The organism is Paenibacillus sp. PastF-3 (genome assembly GCF_029893135.1).
Taxonomy (GTDB): domain Bacteria; phylum Bacillota; class Bacilli; order Paenibacillales; family Paenibacillaceae; genus Paenibacillus_AQ; species Paenibacillus_AQ nitricinens.
On the sequence record NZ_JARXWM010000013.1, the window covers coordinates 54,619 to 79,084 of the forward strand.

At 38.1% G+C, this 24,466-nt stretch carries 27 protein-coding genes; 24 read left to right on the top strand and 3 right to left on the bottom strand.

All coding sequences use genetic code 11. The annotated features are described in order from the left end of the window. Nucleotides 1–7 precede the first annotated feature (7 nt). The 5 genes from M2444_RS22835 to M2444_RS22855 all read left to right on the top strand — a co-directional run bounded on the left by M2444_RS22835 (nucleotide 8) and on the right by M2444_RS22855 (nucleotide 3,812). Nucleotides 8–301 (top strand): hypothetical protein, encoded by a 294-nt coding sequence (locus M2444_RS22835; protein ID WP_143812395.1) that lies wholly within the window; start codon nucleotides 8–10, stop codon nucleotides 299–301. A gap of 72 nt (nucleotides 302–373) precedes the next feature. Then, nucleotides 374–1,345, top strand: coding sequence for a DUF6744 family protein (locus tag M2444_RS22840; protein ID WP_094875944.1), 972 nt, complete (start codon nucleotides 374–376; stop codon nucleotides 1,343–1,345). A 101-nt stretch (nucleotides 1,346–1,446) separates the two neighbouring features. After that, nucleotides 1,447–2,991, top strand: coding sequence for an AAA family ATPase (locus M2444_RS22845; protein ID WP_280788131.1), 1,545 nt, complete (start codon nucleotides 1,447–1,449; stop codon nucleotides 2,989–2,991). Nucleotides 2,992–3,072: 81 nt separating this feature from the next. Then, nucleotides 3,073–3,459 carry a DUF1257 domain-containing protein gene (locus M2444_RS22850; RefSeq protein WP_094875946.1) on the top strand — a complete coding sequence of 129 codons (387 nt, stop codon included), beginning with the start codon at nucleotides 3,073–3,075 and terminating at the stop codon, nucleotides 3,457–3,459. 20 nt (nucleotides 3,460–3,479) lie between these two features. Beyond that, a complete protein-coding gene (locus tag M2444_RS22855) occupies nucleotides 3,480–3,812 on the top strand; it encodes a hypothetical protein (protein ID WP_094875947.1) in 333 nt (110 codons plus the stop codon). Between the two features lie 125 nt (nucleotides 3,813–3,937). Here M2444_RS22855 and M2444_RS22860 read toward each other — a convergent pair whose 3' ends face one another. Then, nucleotides 3,938–5,236 (bottom strand): hypothetical protein, encoded by a 1,299-nt coding sequence (locus M2444_RS22860; RefSeq protein ID WP_280788132.1) that lies wholly within the window; start codon nucleotides 5,234–5,236, stop codon nucleotides 3,938–3,940. A gap of 355 nt (nucleotides 5,237–5,591) precedes the next feature. Here M2444_RS22860 and M2444_RS22865 point away from each other — a divergent pair, with 355 nt between their 5' ends. Next, nucleotides 5,592–6,098, top strand: coding sequence for a small ribosomal subunit protein cS23 (locus M2444_RS22865; RefSeq protein WP_280788133.1), 507 nt, complete (start codon nucleotides 5,592–5,594; stop codon nucleotides 6,096–6,098). Between the two features lie 144 nt (nucleotides 6,099–6,242). On the opposite strand, the gene M2444_RS22870 is transcribed toward M2444_RS22865, so the two are convergent. Then, nucleotides 6,243–6,998, bottom strand: coding sequence for an AbrB/MazE/SpoVT family DNA-binding domain-containing protein (locus M2444_RS22870; protein ID WP_280788134.1), 756 nt, complete (start codon nucleotides 6,996–6,998; stop codon nucleotides 6,243–6,245). A gap of 638 nt (nucleotides 6,999–7,636) precedes the next feature. On the opposite strand from M2444_RS22870, the gene M2444_RS22875 reads away from it, so the two are divergent. From M2444_RS22875 to M2444_RS22930, 12 genes are all read left to right on the top strand, one after another. Then, entirely contained in the window at nucleotides 7,637–8,398 is a 762-nt protein-coding gene (locus tag M2444_RS22875; RefSeq protein WP_094875951.1) for a MerR family transcriptional regulator, read from the top strand. Then, entirely contained in the window at nucleotides 8,385–8,891 is a 507-nt protein-coding gene (locus tag M2444_RS22880) for a DUF6516 family protein (RefSeq protein ID WP_094875952.1), read from the top strand. The genes M2444_RS22875 and M2444_RS22880 overlap by 14 nt, the downstream gene beginning before the upstream one ends. A 488-nt stretch (nucleotides 8,892–9,379) precedes the next feature. Next, nucleotides 9,380–9,580, top strand: a complete 201-nt coding sequence (locus M2444_RS22885; protein ID WP_280788135.1) for a DUF2997 domain-containing protein — start codon at nucleotides 9,380–9,382, stop codon at nucleotides 9,578–9,580. A 59-nt stretch (nucleotides 9,581–9,639) separates the two neighbouring features. After that, nucleotides 9,640–10,209 carry a 4Fe-4S single cluster domain-containing protein gene (locus M2444_RS22890; protein WP_094875954.1) on the top strand — a complete coding sequence of 190 codons (570 nt, stop codon included), beginning with the start codon at nucleotides 9,640–9,642 and terminating at the stop codon, nucleotides 10,207–10,209. A 17-nt stretch (nucleotides 10,210–10,226) separates the two neighbouring features. Beyond that, nucleotides 10,227–11,048: a hypothetical protein gene (locus tag M2444_RS22895; RefSeq protein WP_094875955.1), complete on the top strand. Its 822-nt coding sequence runs from the start codon at nucleotides 10,227–10,229 to the stop codon at nucleotides 11,046–11,048. A gap of 99 nt (nucleotides 11,049–11,147) precedes the next feature. Beyond that, nucleotides 11,148–11,840, top strand: a complete 693-nt coding sequence (locus M2444_RS22900; RefSeq protein WP_280788136.1) for a hypothetical protein — start codon at nucleotides 11,148–11,150, stop codon at nucleotides 11,838–11,840. An 86-nt stretch (nucleotides 11,841–11,926) separates the two neighbouring features. Continuing rightward, nucleotides 11,927–12,154 (top strand): hypothetical protein, encoded by a 228-nt coding sequence (locus M2444_RS22905; RefSeq protein ID WP_280788137.1) that lies wholly within the window; start codon nucleotides 11,927–11,929, stop codon nucleotides 12,152–12,154. A gap of 423 nt (nucleotides 12,155–12,577) precedes the next feature. Continuing rightward, nucleotides 12,578–12,940 carry a hypothetical protein gene (locus M2444_RS22910; RefSeq protein ID WP_280788138.1) on the top strand — a complete coding sequence of 121 codons (363 nt, stop codon included), beginning with the start codon at nucleotides 12,578–12,580 and terminating at the stop codon, nucleotides 12,938–12,940. Nucleotides 12,941–13,008: 68 nt separating this feature from the next. Beyond that, nucleotides 13,009–13,437, top strand: a complete 429-nt coding sequence (locus M2444_RS22915) for a LysM peptidoglycan-binding domain-containing protein (RefSeq protein WP_094875959.1) — start codon at nucleotides 13,009–13,011, stop codon at nucleotides 13,435–13,437. A gap of 72 nt (nucleotides 13,438–13,509) precedes the next feature. Then, nucleotides 13,510–14,547, top strand: a complete 1,038-nt coding sequence (locus tag M2444_RS22920; RefSeq protein ID WP_094875960.1) for a DUF6094 domain-containing protein — start codon at nucleotides 13,510–13,512, stop codon at nucleotides 14,545–14,547. Between the two features lie 87 nt (nucleotides 14,548–14,634). Continuing rightward, nucleotides 14,635–18,099, top strand: coding sequence for a hypothetical protein (locus M2444_RS22925; RefSeq protein WP_280788139.1), 3,465 nt, complete (start codon nucleotides 14,635–14,637; stop codon nucleotides 18,097–18,099). 185 nt (nucleotides 18,100–18,284) lie between these two features. Next, nucleotides 18,285–19,169, top strand: coding sequence for a hypothetical protein (locus M2444_RS22930; RefSeq protein WP_280788140.1), 885 nt, complete (start codon nucleotides 18,285–18,287; stop codon nucleotides 19,167–19,169). Between the two features lie 245 nt (nucleotides 19,170–19,414). Here the strand turns inward: M2444_RS22930 and M2444_RS22935 are convergent, their stop codons facing one another. Then, on the bottom strand, nucleotides 19,415–19,690 hold the full coding sequence (locus M2444_RS22935) for a hypothetical protein (protein ID WP_280788141.1): 276 nt from the start codon (nucleotides 19,688–19,690) through the stop codon (nucleotides 19,415–19,417). Between the two features lie 913 nt (nucleotides 19,691–20,603). On the opposite strand from M2444_RS22935, the gene M2444_RS22940 reads away from it, so the two are divergent. The 6 genes from M2444_RS22940 to M2444_RS22965 all read left to right on the top strand — a co-directional run bounded on the left by M2444_RS22940 (nucleotide 20,604) and on the right by M2444_RS22965 (nucleotide 24,390). Beyond that, nucleotides 20,604–21,044, top strand: coding sequence for a hypothetical protein (locus M2444_RS22940; RefSeq protein ID WP_094875964.1), 441 nt, complete (start codon nucleotides 20,604–20,606; stop codon nucleotides 21,042–21,044). A gap of 103 nt (nucleotides 21,045–21,147) precedes the next feature. Next, nucleotides 21,148–21,411, top strand: coding sequence for a hypothetical protein (locus M2444_RS22945; RefSeq protein ID WP_094875965.1), 264 nt, complete (start codon nucleotides 21,148–21,150; stop codon nucleotides 21,409–21,411). Nucleotides 21,412–21,555: 144 nt separating this feature from the next. Next, entirely contained in the window at nucleotides 21,556–21,882 is a 327-nt protein-coding gene (locus M2444_RS22950) for a hypothetical protein (protein ID WP_094875966.1), read from the top strand. Nucleotides 21,883–22,356: 474 nt separating this feature from the next. Beyond that, nucleotides 22,357–22,815, top strand: coding sequence for a hypothetical protein (locus M2444_RS22955; protein ID WP_280788142.1), 459 nt, complete (start codon nucleotides 22,357–22,359; stop codon nucleotides 22,813–22,815). Beyond that, entirely contained in the window at nucleotides 22,785–23,921 is a 1,137-nt protein-coding gene (dnaN, locus tag M2444_RS22960) for a DNA polymerase III subunit beta (protein ID WP_280788143.1), read from the top strand. Before M2444_RS22955 ends, dnaN begins: the two co-directional genes overlap by 31 nt. Nucleotides 23,922–23,997: 76 nt before the next feature. After that, the gene (locus M2444_RS22965; protein ID WP_280788144.1) at nucleotides 23,998–24,390 is read left to right on the top strand and encodes a hypothetical protein; all 393 of its coding nucleotides are present in this window, start codon (nucleotides 23,998–24,000) and stop codon (nucleotides 24,388–24,390) included. Nucleotides 24,391–24,466: the final 76 nt, after the last annotated feature.

Below are 24,466 nucleotides of genomic sequence, written 5' to 3' on the forward strand. Positions count from 1 at the left end.
TGTGCGTATGAAGCGTCGAAAGGGGATTCGAAAGATGTCATTATCTGAAGCGCTGGACATCCAGCAAAGAGGTCCGATTACTAAGTTCTGTTCATGTACTGAACCAGTAGTTGACATCAAACCTACTCAGCTTATCCTGCATGGAATTACCGTGCCGAATATGCCAACACCGATGTGCGCATCTTGTGGCGAACATATCCATAATGCATCGATCATGATAGCCGTGGAGGACCTACAGGAAGAACATCAGCTGCAGGGTGCCTATCGTCTAGAGCAATTGTTGAATATCGAAAAAAACTAAAAACCGGTGTAAAGAAAAGGTCACTGTAATCAGTGGCTTTTTGTTTTGCCGTATAAATTTGGAGGAAAACTCATGAGAACAGGATTAATGAACAACTATGCAGCTGTCGGTATGGAAGATCGGAATAACGTGAGTATTGTTGGGCATCTTTGCTGGTATTCCTGTACAGCTAAGCTGATTGCGAGAAGCTTGCTGAGAGATTACATTGGACTCTCTGGCGTCTCCGATCGCTTTATGCCAAATGATATTAGGATTCCGGATGCATTTCGCCGTGCCACCAGCGCCATTGCAGGGAAAAAGCAAATCAAAATGGGGAATGACACAGTAAGTTATTTAGTGAAAGAAGTTGTTTCTACCCGAGAGATGGTACAGCGTAACGTAGTCCGTGAAGTAATTAACTCTCGGAAAACTAATAAACTGCGCTATGACACCGAAGAGGCGATTATTACTCTTGATAAGGAAAATAATAATACTATCCACACTAGCATTTATAACACAGAGGTGGAGCCACTAGTCGAAAAAGCAATAGAACTCTTCGAGACATTCAAAACCACACATGATGATGCTGCGATTCGGGCGATGCTTAAAAATATCATCAACAGTATGAGCCCCGTTATGGTGAAAATATCTGGTGGAGTATATTTTATCCCTATAAAGTATGAAGAAGAACTCATGGCTTTCTGTGACCTCGCAAACCAAATCAGTCCAGAAGAGGCACACATGGTTCCAATGATCAAGACGTCCAGTAATATGGATTTAATTCGAAAGTCAACTGTAAAGCAGCTTAATGAATCTTTTCAAAAGCTGAAAAATACTTATGACAACGAGCAGGCATCGGCAGCGGATATTACCATTGCGGTTGAAAGCTGTAATTTGTCTTTTAAAGTTATTGAAGATTACAAGGAACTCTTACAAGGAGACTTGTCCACTGTGGAACAATCCCTAGGAAGCATGCAACGTATGTTACGGGATTTGTCATCACGCAAAAAAAATCATACTGCTAAGGATGATAGCCGTCAGCTCCGCTTTCTTGAATTAGATTAATTCAGAAAGCACCCGGCCGATTCACTTAATACTCAAGCCGCTATTCCAATTGGAAATGCGGCTTTTTTCATAAAAAAATATTCATTCAAAGGAGAATTTTCATGAGTGTTAATACAATTGTCAATTATATCAAGGCTGCATATCCGGTAATTTGGGTCAAATCCTTTGAAGAGGAACGTTGCCTGAAAGAAATTGGAAAAATCGCAAAAGAACGAGCTAAGCAGCTGAAGGTATGGAGTATCACTCAAGGGTTTATGAATCGGGTAGATCCTTCAGATGATTCTGGTCATGAATGTAAAGATCCGATAACTGCACTTGAGTTTATCAAAAACGATACAGAAACACACAGCATCTATGTCCTTCAAAGCTTTCATTTCTTTTTGGAGGATAATCCTATGATTCTGCAATTATTAAAAGATTTGATTAATCACTGCAAAAGTCATGCTAAATCAATTGTTTTCTTGTCCTGTCGGATCGTTCTTCCAGTAGAGATCGAAAAAGAAGTTGCTGTATTGGACTTCGATCTTCCAAATCTGGAGGAACTGGGACAGATATTGGATGATATCTTAACTCCATCAGGTAATGCCATTGAGGTAAGTAATCGTAAACGTATCCTTGAGAGTGCCCTTGGACTTACTGCAGCAGAAGCAGAAAATGCTTTTTCGTTAGCTATTGTCGTCCATAAGGCACTTAATGAGGAATCCGTTAAGACCATCCAACAAGAAAAAGCAAACATTGTTAAAAAATCCGGAATGATGGAGTTTATCCCTCCAACCAATACCATAAACGATATTGGTGGGGCTTCGAATTTTAAAGAATGGGCGCAAAAACGGCTTAAAGCTTTTACAGAGGAAGCCAGAAAGTTTGGCATACAACCTCCCAAAGGTGTTGTCTTAACCGGTATAGCAGGAAACGGAAAATCTGCTATGGCTAAAGGTTTGGGTAATTTCTGGCAGCTTCCAATTCTAAGATTCGATGTTGGAAGTGTTTTTGGTTCATTAGTTGGTCAATCAGAGGATAATATGAGCCGGGCGCTCAAGATGGCAGAAACAATAGCTCCCTGTATTGTGTGGATTGATGAAATTGAGAAAGCATTTTCGGGTTTAAGTAGTTCTGGCTCGTCTGATGGCGGTACAACCTCTCGTGTTCATGGATACTTTCTCACTTGGTTGCAAGAAAAGAAGGAGAACGTATTTGTACTGGCAACAGCTAACAATATCAGAACGCTTCCACCTGAATTAACACGTAAAGGACGATTCGATGAAATTTTTTGGTTTGATTTACCAGAACCAGAAGATCGCAAAGAAATTCTCTCAATACACCTACGTAAGCGTGGTCGCGAACCTGAAAAATTTTCTTTGGATTTAGTGGTGAAAAAAACGAAGGATTTTGTTGGTGCAGAACTTGAACAGGTGGTTGTAGATGGACTAAATATAGCTTTTTCAGAGGATAACGATTTAAATACACAACACCTTCTGGAGGCAGCCGAATCGACTGTACCGCTATCTAAATCCAAATCGACTGAAATCGAGGATATGAGAAAGTGGGCGCTTGAAAACGCGCGCATGGCATCTACACCACATTCACAGAAAAATCCATCTGTGGTTTCATTTCCAGGGAGTCGAAGAGAACTTAGTACTGATTGATTCTAATAAAATTCTGCAGGTCCTAAATAACATGGGAACTGACTAGCATTCAAATGGGTTAAATAAAAGGAGGAATTTATCATGTCTCATTACTCAACAATCCAAATGATAATCACTAATATACCAGCACTGAAAACCGCTGCAGAAGCATTGGAGTTGCTTCTGATCGAGAATGGCATCTGCCGTGGTTATACCCGCTCCCAAGATATAAAAGCAGATTATGTAATTCAACTCAAAGGTCCATATGATGTAGCCGTCATCAAAGGCCAGAACGGCGCATATTCCATGGAAACCGACTGGTGGGCTGGCCATGTGGAGAAAGAAATTGGTAAGAACGGTGGACGCCTCCTTCAGGAATACGGAATCGCGGTAACCATTCAAAAAGCCCGCAAACAAGGTCATACCGTACACCGCAAAGTCGCGGCCGATGGTACGGTGAAATTGCAGGTTACAGTGAGCGGACTTTAATAATGAGGGGAGAGATTTTAATGGCTATTATTCAACAGTATGTTATGTTACAGATGATTGTTGCTATTTTAGCATCTCTAAGCTGTGATAAAGTCCGGCTCTATTCAATACAGAGTAGTTGCCTGTCTCTAAATCAAAAAAGAGTTCTTCCATCATGGAGTTCGAAGAAAGATGGACTAATTGATAAAGCTCAAGGGAAAGAAGTAGTTTATGTTGATGTTCCCCTTTGCTTTCTGTTTTCTGCAGACTTTCCTTTTTACTCGGCAGGACGCGGAAATATCTACAAACTCAAGGATAATGCACTTCGGTATGCTAAACGTAGCTGCCGGCCTCTGAGGATTAAAACCGTTTAATTGCCGGTTCCAGTAGGATGTTTATTTCAAAGAGTAATTAAAATAAAAGAGCTGCAGCTATCATCATAGATGATAACTGCAGCTCTTTTTTACGTCTTCATTTCGTATAATCTACAGAATCGTCTTCAGCCTTCCATTTTGTGTAATAGCTGATCAAAGCATTCATTTCGATCCGCCCACTCCCAGTACAACTCCTCCAGAGGTGTAGAATCATATTCATCATTTTCTTCAACCAATCTATGAGCTGAAGGTAAGTATTCTTCCTTGACCTTCTCCAGCCATCGTTCGAAAAACACAAAGCCTGGAATATCATATTCCATTCCTAATTTGGCCAATTGAATAAGATCATCAATATCATCATCAGCAATATATCCATTTTGATACCAACCACTAAGCCCACCATTTTCAACTTGACGATTTAAATAGGCAAGTTGCACAGCCGCTTTTTCTGAAGGTGAGATTCGTTCTAGCCAAATCGGGCGTATATAGTTTACAAATGAATATTGCTGATTCTCTTCTGTTATTTCATTAAGCACTAGTTCCGCATTGAATAGCAATCTGTCATGGATCGTGTGTATTTCCAAATTCCATATGTTATTATATCCGGTCATTTCAATTGATGCTTCTACTTTCGGTCCAATCTGATTATGAGCAAACATTCTTCTTTTGGGAGAACTTGCAGGAGTAATATATGTCACAATGAAATCTTTTCTATTTAGATTACCAATCACTGACATCATCTCATCTTCATCTGCTTCATCAATTACAAAGAAGTCTGCATTATTAGAAAAAAATCTTCTCTCCAGGTTATCCGGTTCTAGAGCATAATTTTGAAGTGGTAGCCTTGAGATATAACGAAATCGAATATTTAGGTCTTGCAAGCGAAGAAGCTCATTTAGCATTTTTGTTTTTCCGCTGCCAATATCACCAGTAATTAAGATGCCCTTTCGTTCTTGGACTAACTCCAATAAAGCTTCAGCTTCGAAAAGAGATAAATTCCATTGAGTGATTCTATGTACTAGCAAAGGATCGTGCTTAGTTTTCTCAACTTTATATGAATCAAACGTTAAAGGAATAATCGTACCCTCCGTAATACCTAGCGTCGCGCTTAGCTTGCTATACACCTCTTCGATATTCCAGCTTACTTGTTTCCAATCCTTCAACCCCAATGGATGATGTGAATTATCCCCCGTGAAAATATTAAAGCTATAGCGGACTGTCTTCGTATCAGATTTGCTTGTTATCCGGATAGATTCACCATTGATTAAGAGGACAATGTGATCTTCCATCATTCCCGCGTTAACCAAAGGGTCCGAAGCTATGGCAGCAGCAGCCTTATAGTCATCACACTCAAAATCTCCTGACCAGATCCGAACTTTAATTTCTGGCGTAACTTGAAAATTTGAATATATACGATATCGCATAGTTGTCCTCCTTATTATTCGAAATCTTTGATTTCACTTATTCCCAAAGGATTAACTTCGAAAACTTTATAATTCGGTTTTAAAGATAGATCACCATAACTTATATTCTCATAATCTTAAGTTTTCACAAGAGTTGACCAGTTAATATTACGAGCATTTTCATAACTATTAAATTAACTTTTCATACTATAGATGCGGGTAGCTATAATTATTATAATAAGAGAGAAGTAAATGTAGCTTGAAATCTGTCAATAGATTATAGAAGGAACGTCCCTAATCTATAAGTTAACAATCATTATACTAATTGTTTTTAATTTGCACTTGTTTGCAGCTCATATAAATAGGAGGAGATTTTTTGTTTAAATACCAAAAAAATAGATATGAAAGCATCTATGAATGGATGTCGAATAATCCAGATGCTAGTTGCTTCTATTGTGGAAAAAAAAGAGAAGACGACGAAATGGCTCATTACTTCTTCTCTGAGAGAAAAGTAGGGATATGTAAGATATGTATGATGGACTTTCGTATTGGACATCTTGCTACTGATCGACATGTCGTTGAACGTATCCTTGAAGAAAAGGGATATAAGCGTAAAGTAGATGTACTGAACTGGTTTAGACGGAAAGGGTATCAACTTCTGGAAGCTGATGAATTTGGAGAGGGAGAATACAAGGGCACTGCTTTTAACTTCATCAATAATAATGAACAATGGAATGAGCTTCAGCAAGAATTAATGGCTCAGAGTAAGATGAAATCCGATCAAGTTTTTTGGATTGAAGAAAACGATCGCATAGCAGAACTATCGAATGGAGCAACAAGAATTGAAATCTATAATTCCGGACAAATACACATCGTGTATTGATGTTTTTTTTGAGTGAATAAATTTATAAACTCGTATAAGAGTATGTACATGTGATAGCACTTGGTACTGCCAATGTACAACTGCTGCGAACACTTTCAGAAGAAGGAGGGAGACTCGGTGATACCGGTCTCCCTTTTTCCAATTTCACTTCATCTCTTCAAGGGCTGACGCAAAAACTGACTTTTTGCCGCGAAACCAACTTCGTATCTCTTTTTTAGCATCTTCAGTCTTCACAAGGGTTAGGATCTCGTTTAATAAGACATCGCTTGGTGTCTGAAATAATTTGATATCGGAGATTGAATTTGGTGAAAATTCTTCGATAATTCTCAATTGATAATAGTCCTGCATGCGGTCTAATAGATGCTGCGGGTATTCCTTGCTAAACATTCTGACCTGAGGATAAAGACGCGGCGTAATTTCCCCAGTAGTCGGTTCGAAATCATCCCATGAATAATTCACCGCGATTCCGTACACACGAGATTGTTCAAAGAGCCGTAAAAACTGGTCCTGAAACTTTTCCACTTCAATAACTCCAGTCTCTCTGCAGACAGCACATTTATGATTTTCGATATTTCCTGTGCCGGTACAAATCGGGCACTTGTAAGTATCGAGTTTTTTTTTGAAATAGACATATTTCTGATCATCAGAATAACCGAATTCGATGGTATCTCCGGCCTCAATTTCGAATAAATCTCGAATTTTCACAGGGATTGTAAGTTGGTTTTCACTCAGTAGCGGTGCGGTGATCACCTTGTCATGAAGCCTTGTTTTTGAAATCCAGATTTTGTGATTGTTTTCGTCGACATGTAGAAATAAAAGTTCTCCCTCTTTTAGCCCACCTAATTTTTTTATCCAATCAACCGGGAAAAAAATCTGTCCTTTTTTGCTGACCTTCGCCACATTGAATCCTCCCTTACTTTCCCTTACTTTTCCATACAATTAAATGTAAGGGAAAGTAAGGGTGGTGTCAATGATATATATTTTTGTTAGAATCCAATAGCTAATATAAACAACAAGGAATTTCTGCTAATCAGCTATTTCCGGTTCGTACAGTCTGCGCATTCGTGCAGATCCAGAAGACTAAGTAACATCTCCCGCTCCTGGTAACTCAAATAATGCCGACTCTTACAACCAATGAAACAACCAGTATCCGCATTTAGGGTCACAGTCGTATTCTCATACTGCCCGTTTCGGGTCCAATATTGCTGGATTTCAAGTTTTCGTCCGGAACTTGCAGATCTATTAAAACTACATAGCTCAATTACATAGGTCTAGCTGAACAAAACCTAAAAGTATTAAACAAATATCTCATCGCAACTGTTTATATATTATTACCTATACTCATAATGTTAATGGTGCAGTCTTAGAGCACTATGTTCACTAATTACCAAATTCGAATTATATTTTTTGGTTTCCACATAAATCGTTAGGGATAAAAGTAAATATATAATTAGTGATATTTTATTATCTATAACTTAGTGATATTGCAATATCCCAAACAATACTTTAGAATGGAGGAATAAAAGGAGATGAATCTTATGAGTAAAGCTCTTTTCGATCTTACCCAGCAACAAATCAATATGGGATATGAAGAACGGAATGAAGGAATTATTGAAAAAGAAACAGAATTTCTCTTCAATATGATCTACAAGACGTTCTTGGTTGCCTTTTCAGATAAAGTAATTGGGATCAAAATGGATATGCAAGTGCTAAGTCTATCGCAAAACTATCTCTTCTCAGAGGAACATAAAGGAAATTTAATGAAGTGGCTTAATCGTTTCTCTCAAATGGAGCATCCCGCGTCAGATTTAGATTTTGGAAAACTCAAAATAGATTTTGAAATTTGGTATACGCAACTTGGCGGACAAAACATCGAATTTGTCTTCTCTAGTAACTATCTTTTGACAACTTCTCAAGCAGCAAAAGCATTAAATATTTCACAAGTCACAGTACAAAAATATATAAAGCAAGGCCTAGACTGTGTTAATACGGAAAAGCATCGGAAAATCCCAAAGTATGCTATAGAACTTCTGAAAGATCCTATTTATGGTTTACGCATGCAGATTCTTGCACAGGAAAAGAAGAAAGGTACTAAGTCAAAAGAGGAACGAGCAAAAGAAATTGCGCTAGAACTCATGGAACTTCAATTGAAATATAAAGCTAAAACGATTAAGGAAGCTTTTGCAGATTATGATGGTGATGAAATGGACGATCCTACCGACTACCATCGATGGTTAGACCTGGACGAAGAATTAGCTGAGATCATGAAACTCAGCGGAGGTATAAATGACGCTAAGTAGGCTAGAGCAATTAGCACAAAAAAAACTCTTACCAGCAGAGCTCATGGATATTACAGATCGATTCGGTCATTTACTGGAGACCTATTCTAATGTACCAGGAAACGAAGGCATATATGGTATTTACAAAAGAAATACAAATAAGTTAGATGTGCTTTTCCCATTAAAAGAACATCCGGTTCACGGTATTACGGGGTTACATGCATTAGAGTCTTATGATGACGCTGGTTATGTTAGAAGGTACACTTATAGTTGGAAAATTATCATTCCAAAGATGGGCGTGAGTTTGCACCATATATCCGCGTGGGGTAACGATCCCCACGATTCACCAGATACACCCGAAGAATTTAAAATAGTAACTGAACCTCATCACCATCATCATATTCCTGGTGATCGCAAACGAAGAAAAGAGAATTGGGATGTGCATACCCTAGAAGAGGCATTTGCTTTCGTAGCGCCTTATATACTTAGTGGTGCCGAATATAAAGGTTGCTAACTAGAATGACCGTCCTAATGGCGGTCTTTTTTTCTAGGGATAGCTATTATCGTTTTAACCAATTCATTTCCGCCCCGACTAAATTTGGGCTTTATTCCTTAATTCAAGCATGATAGAATGAGGTATATTCTTTACTTTTAATATCTTTCAGTGCTGTAACACCTGTGGACTCAAATTGTGAAGACAGGGATAATAACAGCTCGACGGACTCATTACCTGAAGGACTAGGTTGAGGAGAAAGATTAATGCTGTGTACAGGTCAAATCCGTGAGGACAGCTCAAGTGAAAAAGTTCAATGGCGCAGACAACACTGCTGTACCTATTAGATTGACTTTTTCTCAGTGGAACTTGCTAAATTAATTAAATGTTATCAATGCCCCTATAAGGGAATCCAAAGACTATTCCAAATCTGGAATAGTCTTTTTTTGTTGTTTATCGCTCTTTATAGCGATTCACATATAAAACTCAATCGAAGGGAGAATAACCTCATGAATCTGAAAAAAACAATTGAATTTACATTCCCAGTAGACGGATCTATTCAAATCGAGGCAATTGGCTTTCAAGGGATTGGTTGTGAAGCTGCTACAAAAGGTTATGAAGAAGCTCTGGGAATGATGGTCAAGCGAGAAAAAAAACCAGAGTATCAAATGCAGTTAAAAAACAAAACTATTCAAAAAAATGGTCGTTAAAAAATCAAACTGGCGCAGCCTTTGCAGGCTGTGCCTTTATTATTAAGGAGGTATAAGGTATGAAAATCCATTCCATCACACCGTTCTCATCGGTCAACGGACCCGGAGAGCGCACTGTCATCCATTTTCAAGGCTGTCGGTTCCAGTGTCCTGGATGCTTTAACCCGGAAACCCATTCACTCGAGAGTGGAACAGAAATGACGTTAGAGGAGATCATCGATACCATTCCATTTAATATCGATGGAGTTACTATCAGTGGCGGTGAACCTTTTCTTCAGCAAAAGGATTTGTTCGAGCTAGTAGATCTATTATTTAAGCAAAATATACCAATCATTATCTTCAGCGGATATTACCGCAAAGAGATTGAAAAGCTGAAGTATGGTCATGAGATACTTTCCAAAATTGATGCTTTGATTGATGGTCGTTTTGAAGAAAATAGTATTTCTCACACCGGCTTACATGGCAGCGATAATCAAACGGTGCATTTGCTCTCAAATCGATACGCAATTGAAGATTTTCATATACGGGACATCGAGTTTATTTTCGATGAAACAGGAAAAGTTTCCATCACTGGATTTCCGAATGATGATCTTCTTAGCGCACTCGTTTCTAACAAAAATAACTCTTAATGATAGGGGAGTAGAAAATGAATAAATTCATTATGATTGATAAAGGTGATGACAGAGGAAAGACTCTTAAAGTCATAAGTGAGGATAGAGATTATTTGGTTTGTATAGATCAAGAAAACCCTACACAAACCCTCTTATATGAAAAAAGTAAATGTTTCTACATACCGGAATCGGACTTTAATTCATTACTGGCAGCAAAGCAGAAAAGCATTAAAGACTGGCAGCATGCTGTAGAAGAACTAATCGCTGACTTTGAAAAGGGAATTAAAATAATATTGCCAAATAACGATTATAACATCGAACTTGGGAGAGTTACCAAAGCGCGTGGACCTGGAGCATGTTTTAATTATGAATGGTTTAGCGACGGTGATTCTTCATTCGCATTCAATACCTCAGTTCCTCTTAATGTGTGTAGCGAAACTGGAGTAGAAGTATATCTAAAATGCTGGTTTGCAGTGGATAATGATATACATGTTTTTCACTTTGTGGCCACAGATGAAGATGTAGGGAGTAAAAATTATTTTCTACTCACATACGAAGAGGAGTATCACGCTCGGACAACAGAATGGGTAGTCAAAGAAAGTAACACTAAAAACCCGAGGTTAACTTTCAATAAAGCAATAACGGCTTACTATGAAAATCAGAAAAATAAGGAATTGAGAATTGCAATTTACTACGGAAATCGTTTCGAAAGATATACAACTTTCGAAGAACTTCTAGAAGAATCTTATGACAAAGATAAAGCGCAAATGATTATATCTGACCTAAAAAGAACTGGAGTCTGTGCACGTCCAATTAAAGGGAGTATTGAAGCAGTTTATTATAAAATAGTTCCTTAAGGCTTCTTAGGCTAGGAAAGATAGGACAGCGTGTACATCCGCTTTGGGGTCTGCAGGTTTAATGCTGATTAAAAATCAAATCACGATATGAGAGGATAGATGAAAATGATAAATTATGGGGAAAAAACTGCTATTGAAAGTTCCTGCTGGGGTAAAAACTGGAAACCTGTTCAATTTCCTTTTGGTATGGATGCTAAATTTGAAGTTTTGGTCGATCATAACGGACAAACCATACAAGAATATTTTTCTGACTATCGACAATTGGGATTGCCTCAAATAAGTTCTGAATATCAAATGATCCAAGATCTAGTTCCAGAAAAAATTTATAAAGGTGATAGAACCGGGGAATCTCTCATGGAGAACTTAATCATTTTTAAAATCAGCAATGACCAATGGTGGTGTCTTTCTACTTACGAAAATTCTTTGGGAACAAAATTCCAAAAAGAAATGATTAATTATCTTGGTAGTGAACAAGTCAATAAGTATAATAGTCTCCTGGAGGAACTGAAAGAGAGTTATGTAAATCGAACTCTAGGAGACATAATTAAATATTCTACTAATTCACTGCTAGCTACTAGAAGCAGTTACCTCTCCCTTAATAGACAAGTTGCTGGATTCTATGTTTCTGAGCAGTCTGATGACAGAGATGTTTTATTTGTAAAATTCGGTAACAGTGAAAGATTGACAACATTTCCGTTGAAGAAATCAAATTTATCAAATGAAAACAGAAGAATGTTAATCGATACCAAGGCTAAAAGTAATCTCTTTTGGAGGCTAGTATCTGCGTGTTAAAACATACTATTCTATCAAAATAAAGCGTTGTAAAATCATGACTTCATTCTCAGCGGATTATAATAATCAGAAGAGCGAGGTACAGCATGCTTAAATTACACGATTGGATTTTGTTGCGCGCGATGTTTGACATCGAAATGTCCGATGGAATAATGGAAAAAAATGAGAAAAAAATTCGACAGCATATAAATGATAAATACTCCTATGAAATGAATAATGGTTTCTTTGAGGACGAACCTATTAATACTGATCGGTTACACATTGATCATAACAAAGATATTAATAATGAGGAATTGATTCACCGCTTACTCTAGCAATACATTATTGTTGTATAGAAGCATTGTATCAGTTAAAATAATACCATAATCTAAATTTCCTCTCATGCAATTACGATCTGAGTTATGCACGTATATTACGAAGATAACCTTAGTAGATCGCAAAGCGGATAATCTCTAATATTAGAGTTTAGATGCATGTGGAGATTCGTGGACATCTATGGCTGAAAAGCTATTACTGGTGATGACGTGAGTTATAAGTATTTCTTTTTTGGCGATGTGTCATAAACTGATGCTTTTGCTTTTATAAAAGAAATATTTTGGTTTTTCTGAAATGGAAGAAAAAAATTTAAGATAACCCATTAGGGATACAAAAGAGACTAATTTGAGCTGATTTTATTCAGACATTTTAGTCTCTTTTTTTTGTCTATAAGAATCAAAAACCAATAGGAGGATACTCAAATGTTAAAACTAGTAGATGAATTTCAAGCGACACTGACAAAAGACCTTACGGCATCACAGGTAGTAGATATGTATCAAGGACAAAAGTTCACCCTACACAAAATGTACCGTGAAGCAGGAGAAAATGTCCTTATTAAAAAATTCGTTGATAGTGATACTAATCATGATGTTTTTATTATCCCATCTGGAAAGGTACGATTTGAGGGTATTCCTGGAATGGATCCGGAAACATGGAGACCTTCTCCAAGAGGTGAAATTAACATCGGAACCGACTGTTTTCAAAAGAAGGGATCAAGAAGGAGGATAATAGATTTACTTCTTGATGGATGGGGAAATAAAACCGTGAATACAGCGGATATTTAAAGGAGCAAAGACGAATAATTGTCTTTGCTCTTTTCTTATTTTAAAAAATCTAAGGAGGATAAAATCTTATGAAAAAAAATCTCATAATGTTCTGTATTGCTCATGCTGCCCTGTTTTTAATTGGAATTCTGGAAAATGCCATTCACTTCTTTAAACGCGCCAAGGGGCATCCTAAGCTCAAGGCACAAGTGGCTGCATTTTCGTTCCTTTCACTTTTTTTGTTTGGAGGGGGATTTCCGTTTCTACAGGATATCTTGAACAAAGAACAAACCGTCATAAAGTATGACAACTATGTAGTAGAAAGAGGAGACTCTTTATTCTCTATTGCTAAAGATTATTACACTGGTGACCTGCGTAAAGGTGTTAGCTGGATTCGAAAAGTGAACAATATGGAAAGAAGTGTTATTTACGCTGGTGAAATCCTCCGGATTCCATATGAAGTTGTGATCTCCAATCAAACAGTTAGCGCAGGAGAACAACAAAAACAAGCTGATTAAAAACTTATTTAATTAAAAAAGAAGGAGGGTGTTTCCAACACCTTCTTTTTTGATTTCAAGGAGGAAAAACCAATGGCAAGACTGGAGAGCGAAGCGAAAGGCGGGTTTTATCCCACTCCCCCTGATGAAATGGAGTTTATTTTAAAGCGGATTATTGGGGAAGATGGGGCGACATTATCAATATTTGACCCCTGTGCCGGTAAAGGAAATGTAGTGAAACAGATCAAACAACATCTAGAAAAGAAAGATTGTCTACCGATTACTTATGGTATTGAAATTGAAAAAACCAGAGCACGGGAAGCGGTTAACCAAGTAGATCATATGTTGGCTTGTGGCTATGAGGATGCACGTATTTCTCATAACGCCTTCAGCTTCCTATACCTCAATCCACCGTTTATGGAAATACACGGAGAGAGAGCAGAGAAGCGTTTCTTCCGTGATCTCACAGAACCCGATGGTTATCTTTCAGTAGGCTCTTTGGTAGTTTTAAATATCCCGCAGTATGTTTTAGCTGATGTAGCAAGGCTAATAGCCACTCGCCTTGAACAGGTCCGAGTATACAGGTTTACGAACAAGAATTATGATGATTATCATCAAGTGATCGTATATGGGTACAGGAGAGCTTCTGGGCAAGGCCGAGATGAACAATTGCAGGAGTATCTTGAAAACTTATCAAAGCGAAGCCAGGCATCATTGAATGCCTTGGATTATCCGGACTGGGACGAAGTCAGCTATATGATTCCGGCACAAGAGAAACCAGTAGAGATCTTTACTTCAACGATTGTTGAACCGGAAGATATTATCAAATCCGAAGTTGAAATAGGGTTCTTGGATAAGGTATTCGCTCAGGTTGAAGATGTCCGACTCCAAAACGGAGCTATGCGACAGCCGGCTATGCCGCTAAAAATCACTCATCAGGTTCAGGCTATTCAGTCTGGCGCCCTCCCTGAACACATGGGGGGTCACCTGCTTGTAGCTAAAGACGAGTCCGTCCATACCGAGCGCTTAGAAACTGATCCGGACAACGGTAAGCAGCGTTTAGTTGAGACTTACGTACGAAAGTCCGTAATTCGTACCTTTGGACCTGAAGGTCATCTCGATTTGAAGTAATACTTCAATCGGCAGAACAAACATAATCTTAAAGGAGGGAAGCCCGATACAACTAGGGGTTCCCCCCTTTTTGCTTCGGGCGAAAAAATGGAACAAATACTAAATTTGATAAAATCTCGTCTTGAAAGACCTTCTACCGCCTTCTCACGACTTAATGCCACTGTAGCAGAGTTGGGGATTGATGAAATACGAACATTTCTTACTGATCAAACCATGGATAGATGGAATAGAATAAAAGTTCTCAAAATTGGGCGATATACAATTGAGGAGCTGCTTGAACTGAAAAATGGTACGGCTGAAATGCCGGATACAGAAACATTTAAAGATATACTTCAATTTAGCCTTAGTAACATACAAATCATATCGGTCGAATCTGAAGGTCGGACATTTGAAGCTTATGTAAAGCTGATTATGCTAGATCCAGATGGAATTACCATTCGCGGTCTTTCCTTAGGTGGGAATTTGACGTCATGCCGTGCTATACATGCTTCCATATATAACAATCGAGAGGTTTATGTCACGGATTTGTTAAATGGAACCGTAAAAGAATACCGGTCCAATTTTCATTACCGTCGGATTGAGGAAGTACAAGGGAAAGTTTGCCATACCTTTCTGCTTCCACGGAATGCGATTGTACAGGAATACAATTATGAATGCATGAATGCAGACGTAAGCAATAGAGCACACCCTGATCGTATACTGATCAGCCGTGGTGACGATATCACTGAAGTAGCTGGACAATTCTTAGCACAAAAATATAGCTTGCCTCGCACATCGGATTGGGCAAACCTATACCTCTCCCTTCTGCCGGCAGATAAATGGTGTGAGTTGGAACTAATCAAAACCGATATGGTTGGCGAATCAGGAAATCTTCGTGCGATTATAATCAGATCGATGCAAGAAAGTGAAGTATTAGAGGTTATCAATGCTGCTATAATCAAAGGTGATTTGAACGTGTTTTCGGAAATTGGTGAGGCAGCTGTATTAACTGAGGGGATGACCACCGAGGACTATCTCCGCGTTAATGCGGAAATCATCACAAAGAAAATTGATACCTATCTCAAACCACTATATGATGGCCATACCTATGCACAATTTCTTGGGATGACAAATCGGGTTTGCCTACCTGCCCAAGCAAGATCAGTGATGGGAGTATTAACCGTATTGAAGTTCTTGAACTCCTGTTTCCTTGTGGGGGATATGGGTTCAGGAAAAACTCAGATGTCACTATCGGCAATTTTCGCGATTTTAAGAAGACGAATGGAGAGCGGTGCTCCAGATGGAATATCTGTTCTCATCACAGCCCCAGCCATTACTATCCCCAAATGGGCTACCTCTGAAATCCCAAAAATTTTAGGTAGTCAAAAAATTATTACCACTATCATTAATTCAACAGAAGATGCTCTTAGATATGTGGCGAAAGTGAAAGGGTATAACCCGAATACAAGTGAACGTACACCGTACAAAGTTCCCAAGGGTTACATTCATTTTGTATTAGTTTCAACTGACCGAATGAAACTGGCAGCTAATAAATTCGTTCTTGCTGCACATTGGGATCATATTAAACAGGTTTGGCGTTGCCCAGACTGTCATCAACCATTAAGATGTCCAAAAGCCAAAGCGAATGAATCAGACCTTTTAGCGACCTGGAGTGATGGTGTCGAGTCTCCGATTTATCCTCCTTCTAAAGAACAAATGAAAACAGCTCGCAAAAGTAAGCTAATAGATGTCAATAATTTACCCCGAAACTTTGTCAAAAGGTACACTGATCATATCCGCTCGTTTGAATGTTCTTGCCACCTTAAAAAAACGAAAAAAAATAAATTGAAAGAAAAGTCAAAAGATGAAAAGGTAGAACGTAAGCGTCATGCCACACTGGTAAGACCAGCACTCAAATCACGTGGAGAAGACCGTAACAAGCCTCGGTGGATGATCGCGGAAATCTTTCAGCGACATCTGCGAAATCATTTTCAAGTGGGTATATTTGATGAAATTCAGCAAATGAAGGCATCAGATAGCGGCCGCGGTATGTCTTTCCACAAAATCATGTGGTCCTGTAGGAAATCTCTGTTTTTAACAGGAACGCTTACAAACGGAACCTCTTCTTCAATTCAGTCGACGCTTTGGCGATCCGATCCTCAACCATTGATTGATGAAGGTTTTAACCACAAAACGAGCAAAGAACAATGGGCTAAGAAATATGGTGTACTGGAAAGTATCACTTATATGGATGATAAGGCCGCAGGTGTCTTAGGACGTTCAAGTAATAGAGTAACTGAAAGAGTTATTATAAAAGAAAAAGCGGGTATCGCTCCTCAGCTGGTCGCACGACATCTTCTTCATAAATCCATCTTTCTTGAACTGGCTGACCTGAATATTCCTCTTGTACAGCTTAAGGAGGAACCGGTCATTGTTCCGCTTGATCCAGAGCATCAAGATGCATATCGTAAGTTTCATGACGAATTGGAAGCTGTCTGTAAAGACCTGCAACCAATATTAAAATCTAAAGCATGGTCGCAGTTCAATCCAGCAACTTTAAATTATGCTTCTCAGCCTCAACGTGAAGTAGAAGTAAACTTCTATGATGATGAAGGAGATCTATTGCGTTCAGTGAAAGCACCTAAATTTCCGGCAGAATATCTAACTGCAACCGAAAGAAGACTTATTGAGGACGTAAAAGCCGATCTAAGCGAAAATAGAGGGAGCATTATTTTCACTCACTATACCGGTATTTACGGAACAAACCAAAGAATTCAGAGAATCCTGGCTAATGAAGGAGTTCAAGCTGAAATTCTCGATGTCAAAACAACTAGCAGTCTTGGACGTTTTGAATGGTTAGAGAAACAGCGGGAAATAGGAACGAAAGTTTTGATTATGAATCAGACGTTAGTTCAGGTTGGATTGGATTTACTTGAGTATCCTTCTCTGAATTTCTGGCAACTGAATGATGATATTAACGTTGTGAGACAAGCCAGCAGGCGCGCATGGCGTATAGGCCAACCTCGTGAATGCAAGGTTCGCTATTACGTGAGTGCAGATACTCAGCAAATGAAACAGTTCCAAAGATTGATGTCGCGTAGAATTAGTGCACTTCTGGTCGAAGGTCGGATTGAGCGCTCAGACCGTATTGCTCAGTACGCACAAGAATCAGCTTCAGGCTTAACCAGAGAACTTGCAAGCAGCCTTTCTGCTGCAGAATTAACGGAAACTTGGAAGTCAGCTGCCGAAAGAGATATGGACATGAATTTAACGATCGTAAGCGAAACTGATTACAAACAATCAATTAGCGAAGCTTTCGAACGACTGACAGCTGAAACTAAGAGATTATGTGGTTATGTAGAGAAAGATGAAATTGATCAGGTAATATCTTTCACAGCTGAGGAGACTCAATCTACAAAATCACATCCAAGTTCTTTAACTTCACCCCAAACCAAACACTTATATGGAGAATTAGATTTGTTCTCTTTTAATTATGAAATAGAAATCGTCAAAACCAAAAAACGCGGTAGCAATGAAATTATTAGTAAAGAACAAATTGCGTTTAATTTCTAATCTAGACAAAAATCCTCCTCCGCTTATAGCCAAGGGGGATTTTCACCATCTTAGAAAGCACCTGGTTGAGGTAATATACACGCATTTCAGAAATGACTGTACGTTGTTGATGAGATAAGAGTGCGTACTATAATTTACATGATCTTTTGTTCTTGAAAAATATTAGTGATGGAGGAGAATAATTGATGGACAAACAAGCCTTATCTTCCCTAGTTCCCGAAGGAGCTGCGATGATTATGGAGCAACTCTATCTATCAGGAGTATATCAGAATCATAAGCGAACCAACGAGAAAATTGATCAAATCAAGGGTGCGGTAAAAAGTCTTTTTTATGAGGATGAAAAACGCCGGGACTGGAGTCAATTTGGTGTAGTGGCTAAGTATATTCCATCACCAAGATATGAGGTTGACGAATTACGATTGAAAGAGTACTTATGTGATTTATCGATATTTGTACCATCAGCCAAAATAAATTGCAATAAACTTAAAAAAGATCGTCCAGATATCATTAAACAGTTAGAACCCTTTGCAAATCCAGTTGATTGCTACGTCAAAATGAGTCCTAATGTAAACGGAAGAGTAAATATTCCAGATATGGGATACTCAGGGCTTCATGAAGAAGCTCTAATTCAACAATGGATGTGTGAAAAAAACAAGCTGGACCGTACTTCCAAAGTAATGGATAAAGCTAAAGAAAAACAACTCTGCTGTCCTATATTAGCAAGAGAGAAGAAACTGAGCTGTAATTATGGATCTGTCAGTTTGTATGAAAAGGATTATACCTATGATGTTCCCGCTATTTATCGAGAATTAGGTATGGATTTTTTGTTCGAATTTGCCTCCGTAAATATAGGAACATTGTATGAGAAATTTGTGCCTAAAGGTTTCATCTCACCTAAAGAGATCAGTCATTTCCGTAAAGTAGTAGGTGTGGATTTGAAATTCATGATGCTAGAAAAAAGCGCTGAAGATCGATTTCTTGGTATGCTGCAGGACCGAATTATGCAAGCAGCTGAAAAGACACGTTCACTTAAAGAAATGGAACAAATTTTCTTTCGGGCAGTAGGATAAGCGGTGAGGTAAAGCATAGGCCTTCACGAACCAGAGAAGAATGACCGTGAACCGCAAATTATTATGAAGTTCAACATCAAAAACAGTCCCGTTGAGATATTTATCTACATCGGGACTGTTTTTTTATTTATAGAATTTATTAAATTTCAGGGTGGACGATCTTCTACCTAGATATCGTAATTCTCATTTTTTTCATGTCGGTGTAAGAGTCCCTCAATGTTTGGCTGTCCGAACACTTCCCTGGATTACCAACGAAAACCTAATAAATTTCCAATCACATAAAGGACAGGCACAAAAGCTACACTCACCCAAATTAAGCCTTGAATTTTGTCTGATACACCTCGCTCTGATACTTCCTCAATATCTCCAACATATTCAAAGATAATTTCATTGTTTTCAATTGCTACTCCCGTTAGCTTAGTATCCATGGACAAACTATGTTGTTTTATAAAATCTATTACAGGTATCCTTATTTTACCTTTATCTTCTTCCATATTTAAAACCTCAATTTCTTGGCTCATTTTTGATCTTGTCCCTTCTCATATCAACGCATTCAATGATTTATCATTTCTTATCATTATTCATAATAATACCATTTGAAAAAGTTAGATATATATAATTCTCCCTCTCAAACGTAAATGTGATCTGTTGTTAATTTTTTTATTAAATACTGTTTTCCCACCGCTGTTAAATAGTCAATTCATGTGTTTATTCTACGTCTGAATTCACGGTCGAGGCGCTTCACATATTCATTGGTCTTGTTTACTGTTTATTCTATACATATATAAATCCTCCTGGATATTATGTTCTTGAATCAGCGCTATCGTAACACGGTTATTAAAATTGAAAAGCGCATAAAATAGCATTGTGTAAAACTTTTAAACATCATAATCAGCCCAATCACTAAAATTATTTATTCTTTATTTCTTCTTCCTATGAAGGTATAATAATCACATATATTAATTCATTTCTTCTTTTAAGCTCACCTAATCTATGTACACATTTGTGATGATAGGGTAAGGGTAAGCAGTGGACAATTGTAAATCAATTGGAATAAAGGAGAATGCTGTGTACACCAATTTTTATTTGATTAGGTGAAGACAGCATGATTATTCATTTGGTCCTCGAGCAGGCTAAGCCCCGAGATATCATTGAAGTATTGGTTTGATTTTTCGTTATTTCGTAAGTTTAAAATTTAAAATACGGTATAGGACCGAGACCAAAACACATTTAATGCCTATGGCGGAATGTGTCTTTTTGTTGCTCATAAATCCCATTACACCGCGCTTGCTACTCTAAAAAGAGCGTAAGCAGTATACAAAATAAATAGAAAGATTACCTCTAAGTGAGGGAAATCAATTATCAAAAAGCATGACTTTATCTAAAGTCATGCTTTTTTTGATATAAAAAAACTTTAAAAGGAGGTGAAAAACCATGATTTCGATGGCGATTATCACAAAATGCTTTATGCAACTTATACTCCCTTTTGTATCGGGCGCTATTGCGTGTTGGTTACAATACCTGCATGTGCTAAAAGATGACTGTTTTACGGGCTTTTCCAGAGTTAAGCGTGATGGAAAAACATACTACTCATTAGGCTACTGGAAGGCCCTAATTACTGGAGGTTTTGTTGGAGTAATCGGGGTTCACTTGATACTTCCCATCGAGGCCTTTACCTTTTCTAAGGTACTGATCACGAGTGCACTTACGGGTATTAGCGGTATTAGCTTTTTGGTGCAGAATGCCATGATGAAACACAAGGATTCAGCAGCCAAAAGCGAAGCAAAAGCAAAAATTGTCAGTGAACTCAATGCTGCTCTACTACAACCTATTGAAGAACCTACAAAGGAAACCGAGCAGTCTCAAGACGGTTAGTAAACTTGCATATCCTAAGGATGTGTCTAAAAAAATATGTAGCCTTGTTCCTCAATTCGGGGGACAAGTTCTATATATTACATAACCTCTGGAGGTGAGAAAAATGCCAGGAGAAAAAGGAAGAACAGTGTTGGATTTACTATCCAAATCTGAACGAGAGCTTATTCTGAATTTACAAACACAGATCATCGAATCAGGGGACACACATCAAGTAAAGGGATATAGTGAACAAATTCAAAATATTATCCAACGAACAGTTACTTTTGTTTCACATTTAAAGCCGTCGAAAGTAGAGGCACCTATGAACATCAATCAAGTGGGTATGGAACGTATATCTTTGATTGAATACCAGACAACAATTTTATGAGGGATCGGTACCCTTAAACCGGCTTATCAGGAAAACGCTGCGGATTTATCCGCGGCGTTTTTCTCTGCTTATTCACTTGACATTTTCCTAACCTGGTATAACGTGATGGTTAAAGGATATAGTCAATGAATAAGGAGTGATATTATGGTATCCCGTGCAATTAGCAAAGAGGACAAGGAACGGATACACTGGCTGCAGGAACAGATATTAGAAGCTGAAGATCCGAATACAATGGAATATCTGTTGCAGGAGGTATTACTAATTATTAAACGCTATCATCAGGCTCCGACTGTAAAGCCTGTGCTCATGGTATTGAGCCCACAAGAACGGCACCAGATTCTTCAGCTGCAAACAGACATTCTTAATAGCACGAGCATAAACGACATGAATAGAATGCAACAAGAAATTCATGAAATTATTGAAAAAGCGAAGCTTGCTAAAAGGAAGGATGCTACAGAGGAAAAAAATTAATTTGATACTTTCTTTTTATCTCTAAAACCGATAAAATAAAAGTATGAATTAATAAATGATTTTTCTTCAAGTCTTGTATTTCGTTATGTACACCACTGTGACGATAACTGAAATAATACTTGACGACGGACTGTGATACACAGGATGAAGAGATTTAGTTGTGAACACTTGCCAGTGGCACAGTGAGGACAACGTATTGATCTAGGTTAGGATTTAAAATGGATCGTTTCATTACGAACATTGAAATGCTCACCTGTATCGTATTGTCGACCTTATATTGAAAAAAATGATAAATTCCATATGGAAGTCTAAAGCATCTGATAATCGCATTTAGCGATCCTTCAGGTGCTTTTTTTAATTTCAAAAGATTCCTTTAGGGAAAAATTCAACCCCGTTCATTCGCAAAAAAGCGATGCACGGGGTTTTTTTATATAACAAAAAAGTCAAAAGCCGTCGAAAGGATGGTCCTCACTTATGTTACAAAAAAGATTTGAAATCCTAGTTATCTGGTGGAAGACAATAACCAGTTGGATCATTCAGCGGAAAGCTCAAGCGATTTATAAACTGGTTGGAACCGACTGGTATTTAATCGACTGTATGATGAGCGTTTGTGCGGCCAAATACGACATCCCAAAGAATAAACTTAGTTATGAAGGAGTGTCCATGGATCGTGGCAGATTGGTCTATGTGACCCAGATTCGATTGGATTTGAATTGGAGAAGGCGTACGTATTATTTCATTACTTTCTCCGAAATCATTCAATTCCTTGGCATCCAGCACACCTTTAAGAAGTACATTGAAGCTGTAAAAACAAAGTTACAACGAAAGAGGCATGACGCGAGTGATCGCTGGCATGCCTTTAAGTTTTCAAAAAAACAAAAATCCAAAGGGGTCGATGAACCATGCAAATTACAATTGCAACAAAAGAATTGAACGAAGCTTTGAGTAAAGTATCAAAAACCTTACCGTCCAACAGCTCCAGACCAGTCCTTGACTTGATCAAAGTCTGTACAACCGATAGTAGCGTCGTTTTGACCACCTGTAACGGTGAATTCATGACGGAGTACAGTATTAGCGACGAAAGCGGAAGCGTCCTTACTATCGAGAAGAATGGCTCTGTGCTTATTCCAGCAATTTTAATAGAAATGGTGAAGAAACTTGGTACCGGTGTAAAAATTAGTGTAAACAACGGAAACCAAATTAAAATTACATCGGTTGATACAAAAATCAAATCAGTATTCGAATTAATGGGTATGGAAACTGATGAGTATCCCCAGACGCCAAAGCTTAAGGGAAAGCCTATTCTTACAATCAAGGGAAATGAACTCGTAGCTTTAATCAACAATACGAAATTTGCAGCCTCTACAGCGGAAGCTACTCCTGTTTTGAACGGCATTAATATGAATATCGTTGAAGGAGTCCTAACGTTTAATGCAACGGATCGCCATCGACTTGCACGATCTGCTATAGCTGTTGATACCAAGGAAGAGTTGGGCAACGGCCGTAATGTTCCAGCCAAGGCATTCGACGCTTTATCGAAGATTATTCATGAAGATGAAGAGTACTCGTTGTTCCTTCAGGATAACTTTTTTATGGTTACGAGTAAGCAGTTGAAATATAAGGCAACTTTGATTGAGGGTGTTTATCCCGATTTATCACGGATTGTTCCGCCAATTGAAAATTCTAAGGCAACCTTTAAAGCGCATCGTGTTGAATTGATGAATGCTCTGGAACGTGTGAACATCATGAAAGAAAAAACCCCAACCATGCTACTTTCTCTTCAGGACAGTGGAAGTCTTGTTCTGGAAACTGATAGTAGTGGTATTGGAAAGGTCCGTGAAGAAATATTTATTGCGGATCTGGAAGGTGAAGCACTAAAGATGTCACTAAACACCGATTACGTTCTCAAAGCTCTAAAAGCGATCAATACTACCATGATTGAGATCCATTTAACAGGGGAAATGAGTCCATTTGTCATTTACCCTGAGAACAACAAATTAGATCTTCATTTAATTTTACCTTACCGACGTACGGTGTGATGAAGATTCAAGTAAAGGAGAAGGCATAGCCTTCTCTTTTTCATTTAATTAAAAGTGTTAGGAGGCTATTTTTCTAATGGACAATAGACCAAAGTTTAATCATCAACGGTTTCTAAAAAACTTAATGGAAAAAGCACAGCAACCTCCTCCAAGGTTGCAGACTGCAGGGGTGTATTACATTATTGAGGCTTTTTTTAATGGTGATACTGACGCCGCTGAAATCAATTTTGAAAGTTTTACATTACAAGACGTTCAAAACTGTTTTGAAATCGCTGATTCATTATCCTCAGTAGAAGATGAGGATTATTATGCATACGGGACTGAAAATGATTTTATTCAAGATAAGCTTGGAAAATTTAAACGGAACTGGGTCAACCCCATTTATCAATTCCTAGATGTAATTGAAAAAAGCGGTGTTCTTCTCAAGTTAGAAAATAAAATATTCAGTCCTACTGATGATTTTATTTAACCAATTAGTAAGGAAGGAAGTGTCTTATGCCTAAGTTCTACGAAGCGGGAATTAGTCTCCTGAAAACATCCTTTGA

Coding starts and splice junctions, on each gene's coding strand:
- M2444_RS22835 (WP_143812395.1), top strand. CDS start 8: ATGAAGCGTCGAAAGGGGATTCGAAAGATGTCATTATCTGAAGCGCTG.
- M2444_RS22840 (WP_094875944.1), top strand. CDS start 374: ATGAGAACAGGATTAATGAACAACTATGCAGCTGTCGGTATGGAAGAT.
- M2444_RS22845 (WP_280788131.1), top strand. CDS start 1,447: ATGAGTGTTAATACAATTGTCAATTATATCAAGGCTGCATATCCGGTA.
- M2444_RS22850 (WP_094875946.1), top strand. CDS start 3,073: ATGTCTCATTACTCAACAATCCAAATGATAATCACTAATATACCAGCA.
- M2444_RS22855 (WP_094875947.1), top strand. CDS start 3,480: ATGGCTATTATTCAACAGTATGTTATGTTACAGATGATTGTTGCTATT.
- M2444_RS22860 (WP_280788132.1), bottom strand. CDS start 5,236: ATGCGATATCGTATATATTCAAATTTTCAAGTTACGCCAGAAATTAAA.
- M2444_RS22875 (WP_094875951.1), top strand. CDS start 7,637: ATGAGTAAAGCTCTTTTCGATCTTACCCAGCAACAAATCAATATGGGA.
- M2444_RS22880 (WP_094875952.1), top strand. CDS start 8,385: ATGACGCTAAGTAGGCTAGAGCAATTAGCACAAAAAAAACTCTTACCA.
- M2444_RS22885 (WP_280788135.1), top strand. CDS start 9,380: ATGAATCTGAAAAAAACAATTGAATTTACATTCCCAGTAGACGGATCT.
- M2444_RS22890 (WP_094875954.1), top strand. CDS start 9,640: ATGAAAATCCATTCCATCACACCGTTCTCATCGGTCAACGGACCCGGA.
- M2444_RS22895 (WP_094875955.1), top strand. CDS start 10,227: ATGAATAAATTCATTATGATTGATAAAGGTGATGACAGAGGAAAGACT.
- M2444_RS22900 (WP_280788136.1), top strand. CDS start 11,148: ATGAAAATGATAAATTATGGGGAAAAAACTGCTATTGAAAGTTCCTGC.
- M2444_RS22905 (WP_280788137.1), top strand. CDS start 11,927: ATGCTTAAATTACACGATTGGATTTTGTTGCGCGCGATGTTTGACATC.
- M2444_RS22910 (WP_280788138.1), top strand. CDS start 12,578: ATGTTAAAACTAGTAGATGAATTTCAAGCGACACTGACAAAAGACCTT.
- M2444_RS22915 (WP_094875959.1), top strand. CDS start 13,009: ATGAAAAAAAATCTCATAATGTTCTGTATTGCTCATGCTGCCCTGTTT.
- M2444_RS22920 (WP_094875960.1), top strand. CDS start 13,510: ATGGCAAGACTGGAGAGCGAAGCGAAAGGCGGGTTTTATCCCACTCCC.
- M2444_RS22925 (WP_280788139.1), top strand. CDS start 14,635: ATGGAACAAATACTAAATTTGATAAAATCTCGTCTTGAAAGACCTTCT.
- M2444_RS22930 (WP_280788140.1), top strand. CDS start 18,285: ATGGACAAACAAGCCTTATCTTCCCTAGTTCCCGAAGGAGCTGCGATG.
- M2444_RS22935 (WP_280788141.1), bottom strand. CDS start 19,690: ATGAGCCAAGAAATTGAGGTTTTAAATATGGAAGAAGATAAAGGTAAA.
- M2444_RS22940 (WP_094875964.1), top strand. CDS start 20,604: ATGATTTCGATGGCGATTATCACAAAATGCTTTATGCAACTTATACTC.
- M2444_RS22945 (WP_094875965.1), top strand. CDS start 21,148: ATGCCAGGAGAAAAAGGAAGAACAGTGTTGGATTTACTATCCAAATCT.
- M2444_RS22950 (WP_094875966.1), top strand. CDS start 21,556: ATGGTATCCCGTGCAATTAGCAAAGAGGACAAGGAACGGATACACTGG.
- M2444_RS22955 (WP_280788142.1), top strand. CDS start 22,357: ATGTTACAAAAAAGATTTGAAATCCTAGTTATCTGGTGGAAGACAATA.
- dnaN (WP_280788143.1), top strand. CDS start 22,785: ATGCAAATTACAATTGCAACAAAAGAATTGAACGAAGCTTTGAGTAAA.
- M2444_RS22965 (WP_280788144.1), top strand. CDS start 23,998: ATGGACAATAGACCAAAGTTTAATCATCAACGGTTTCTAAAAAACTTA.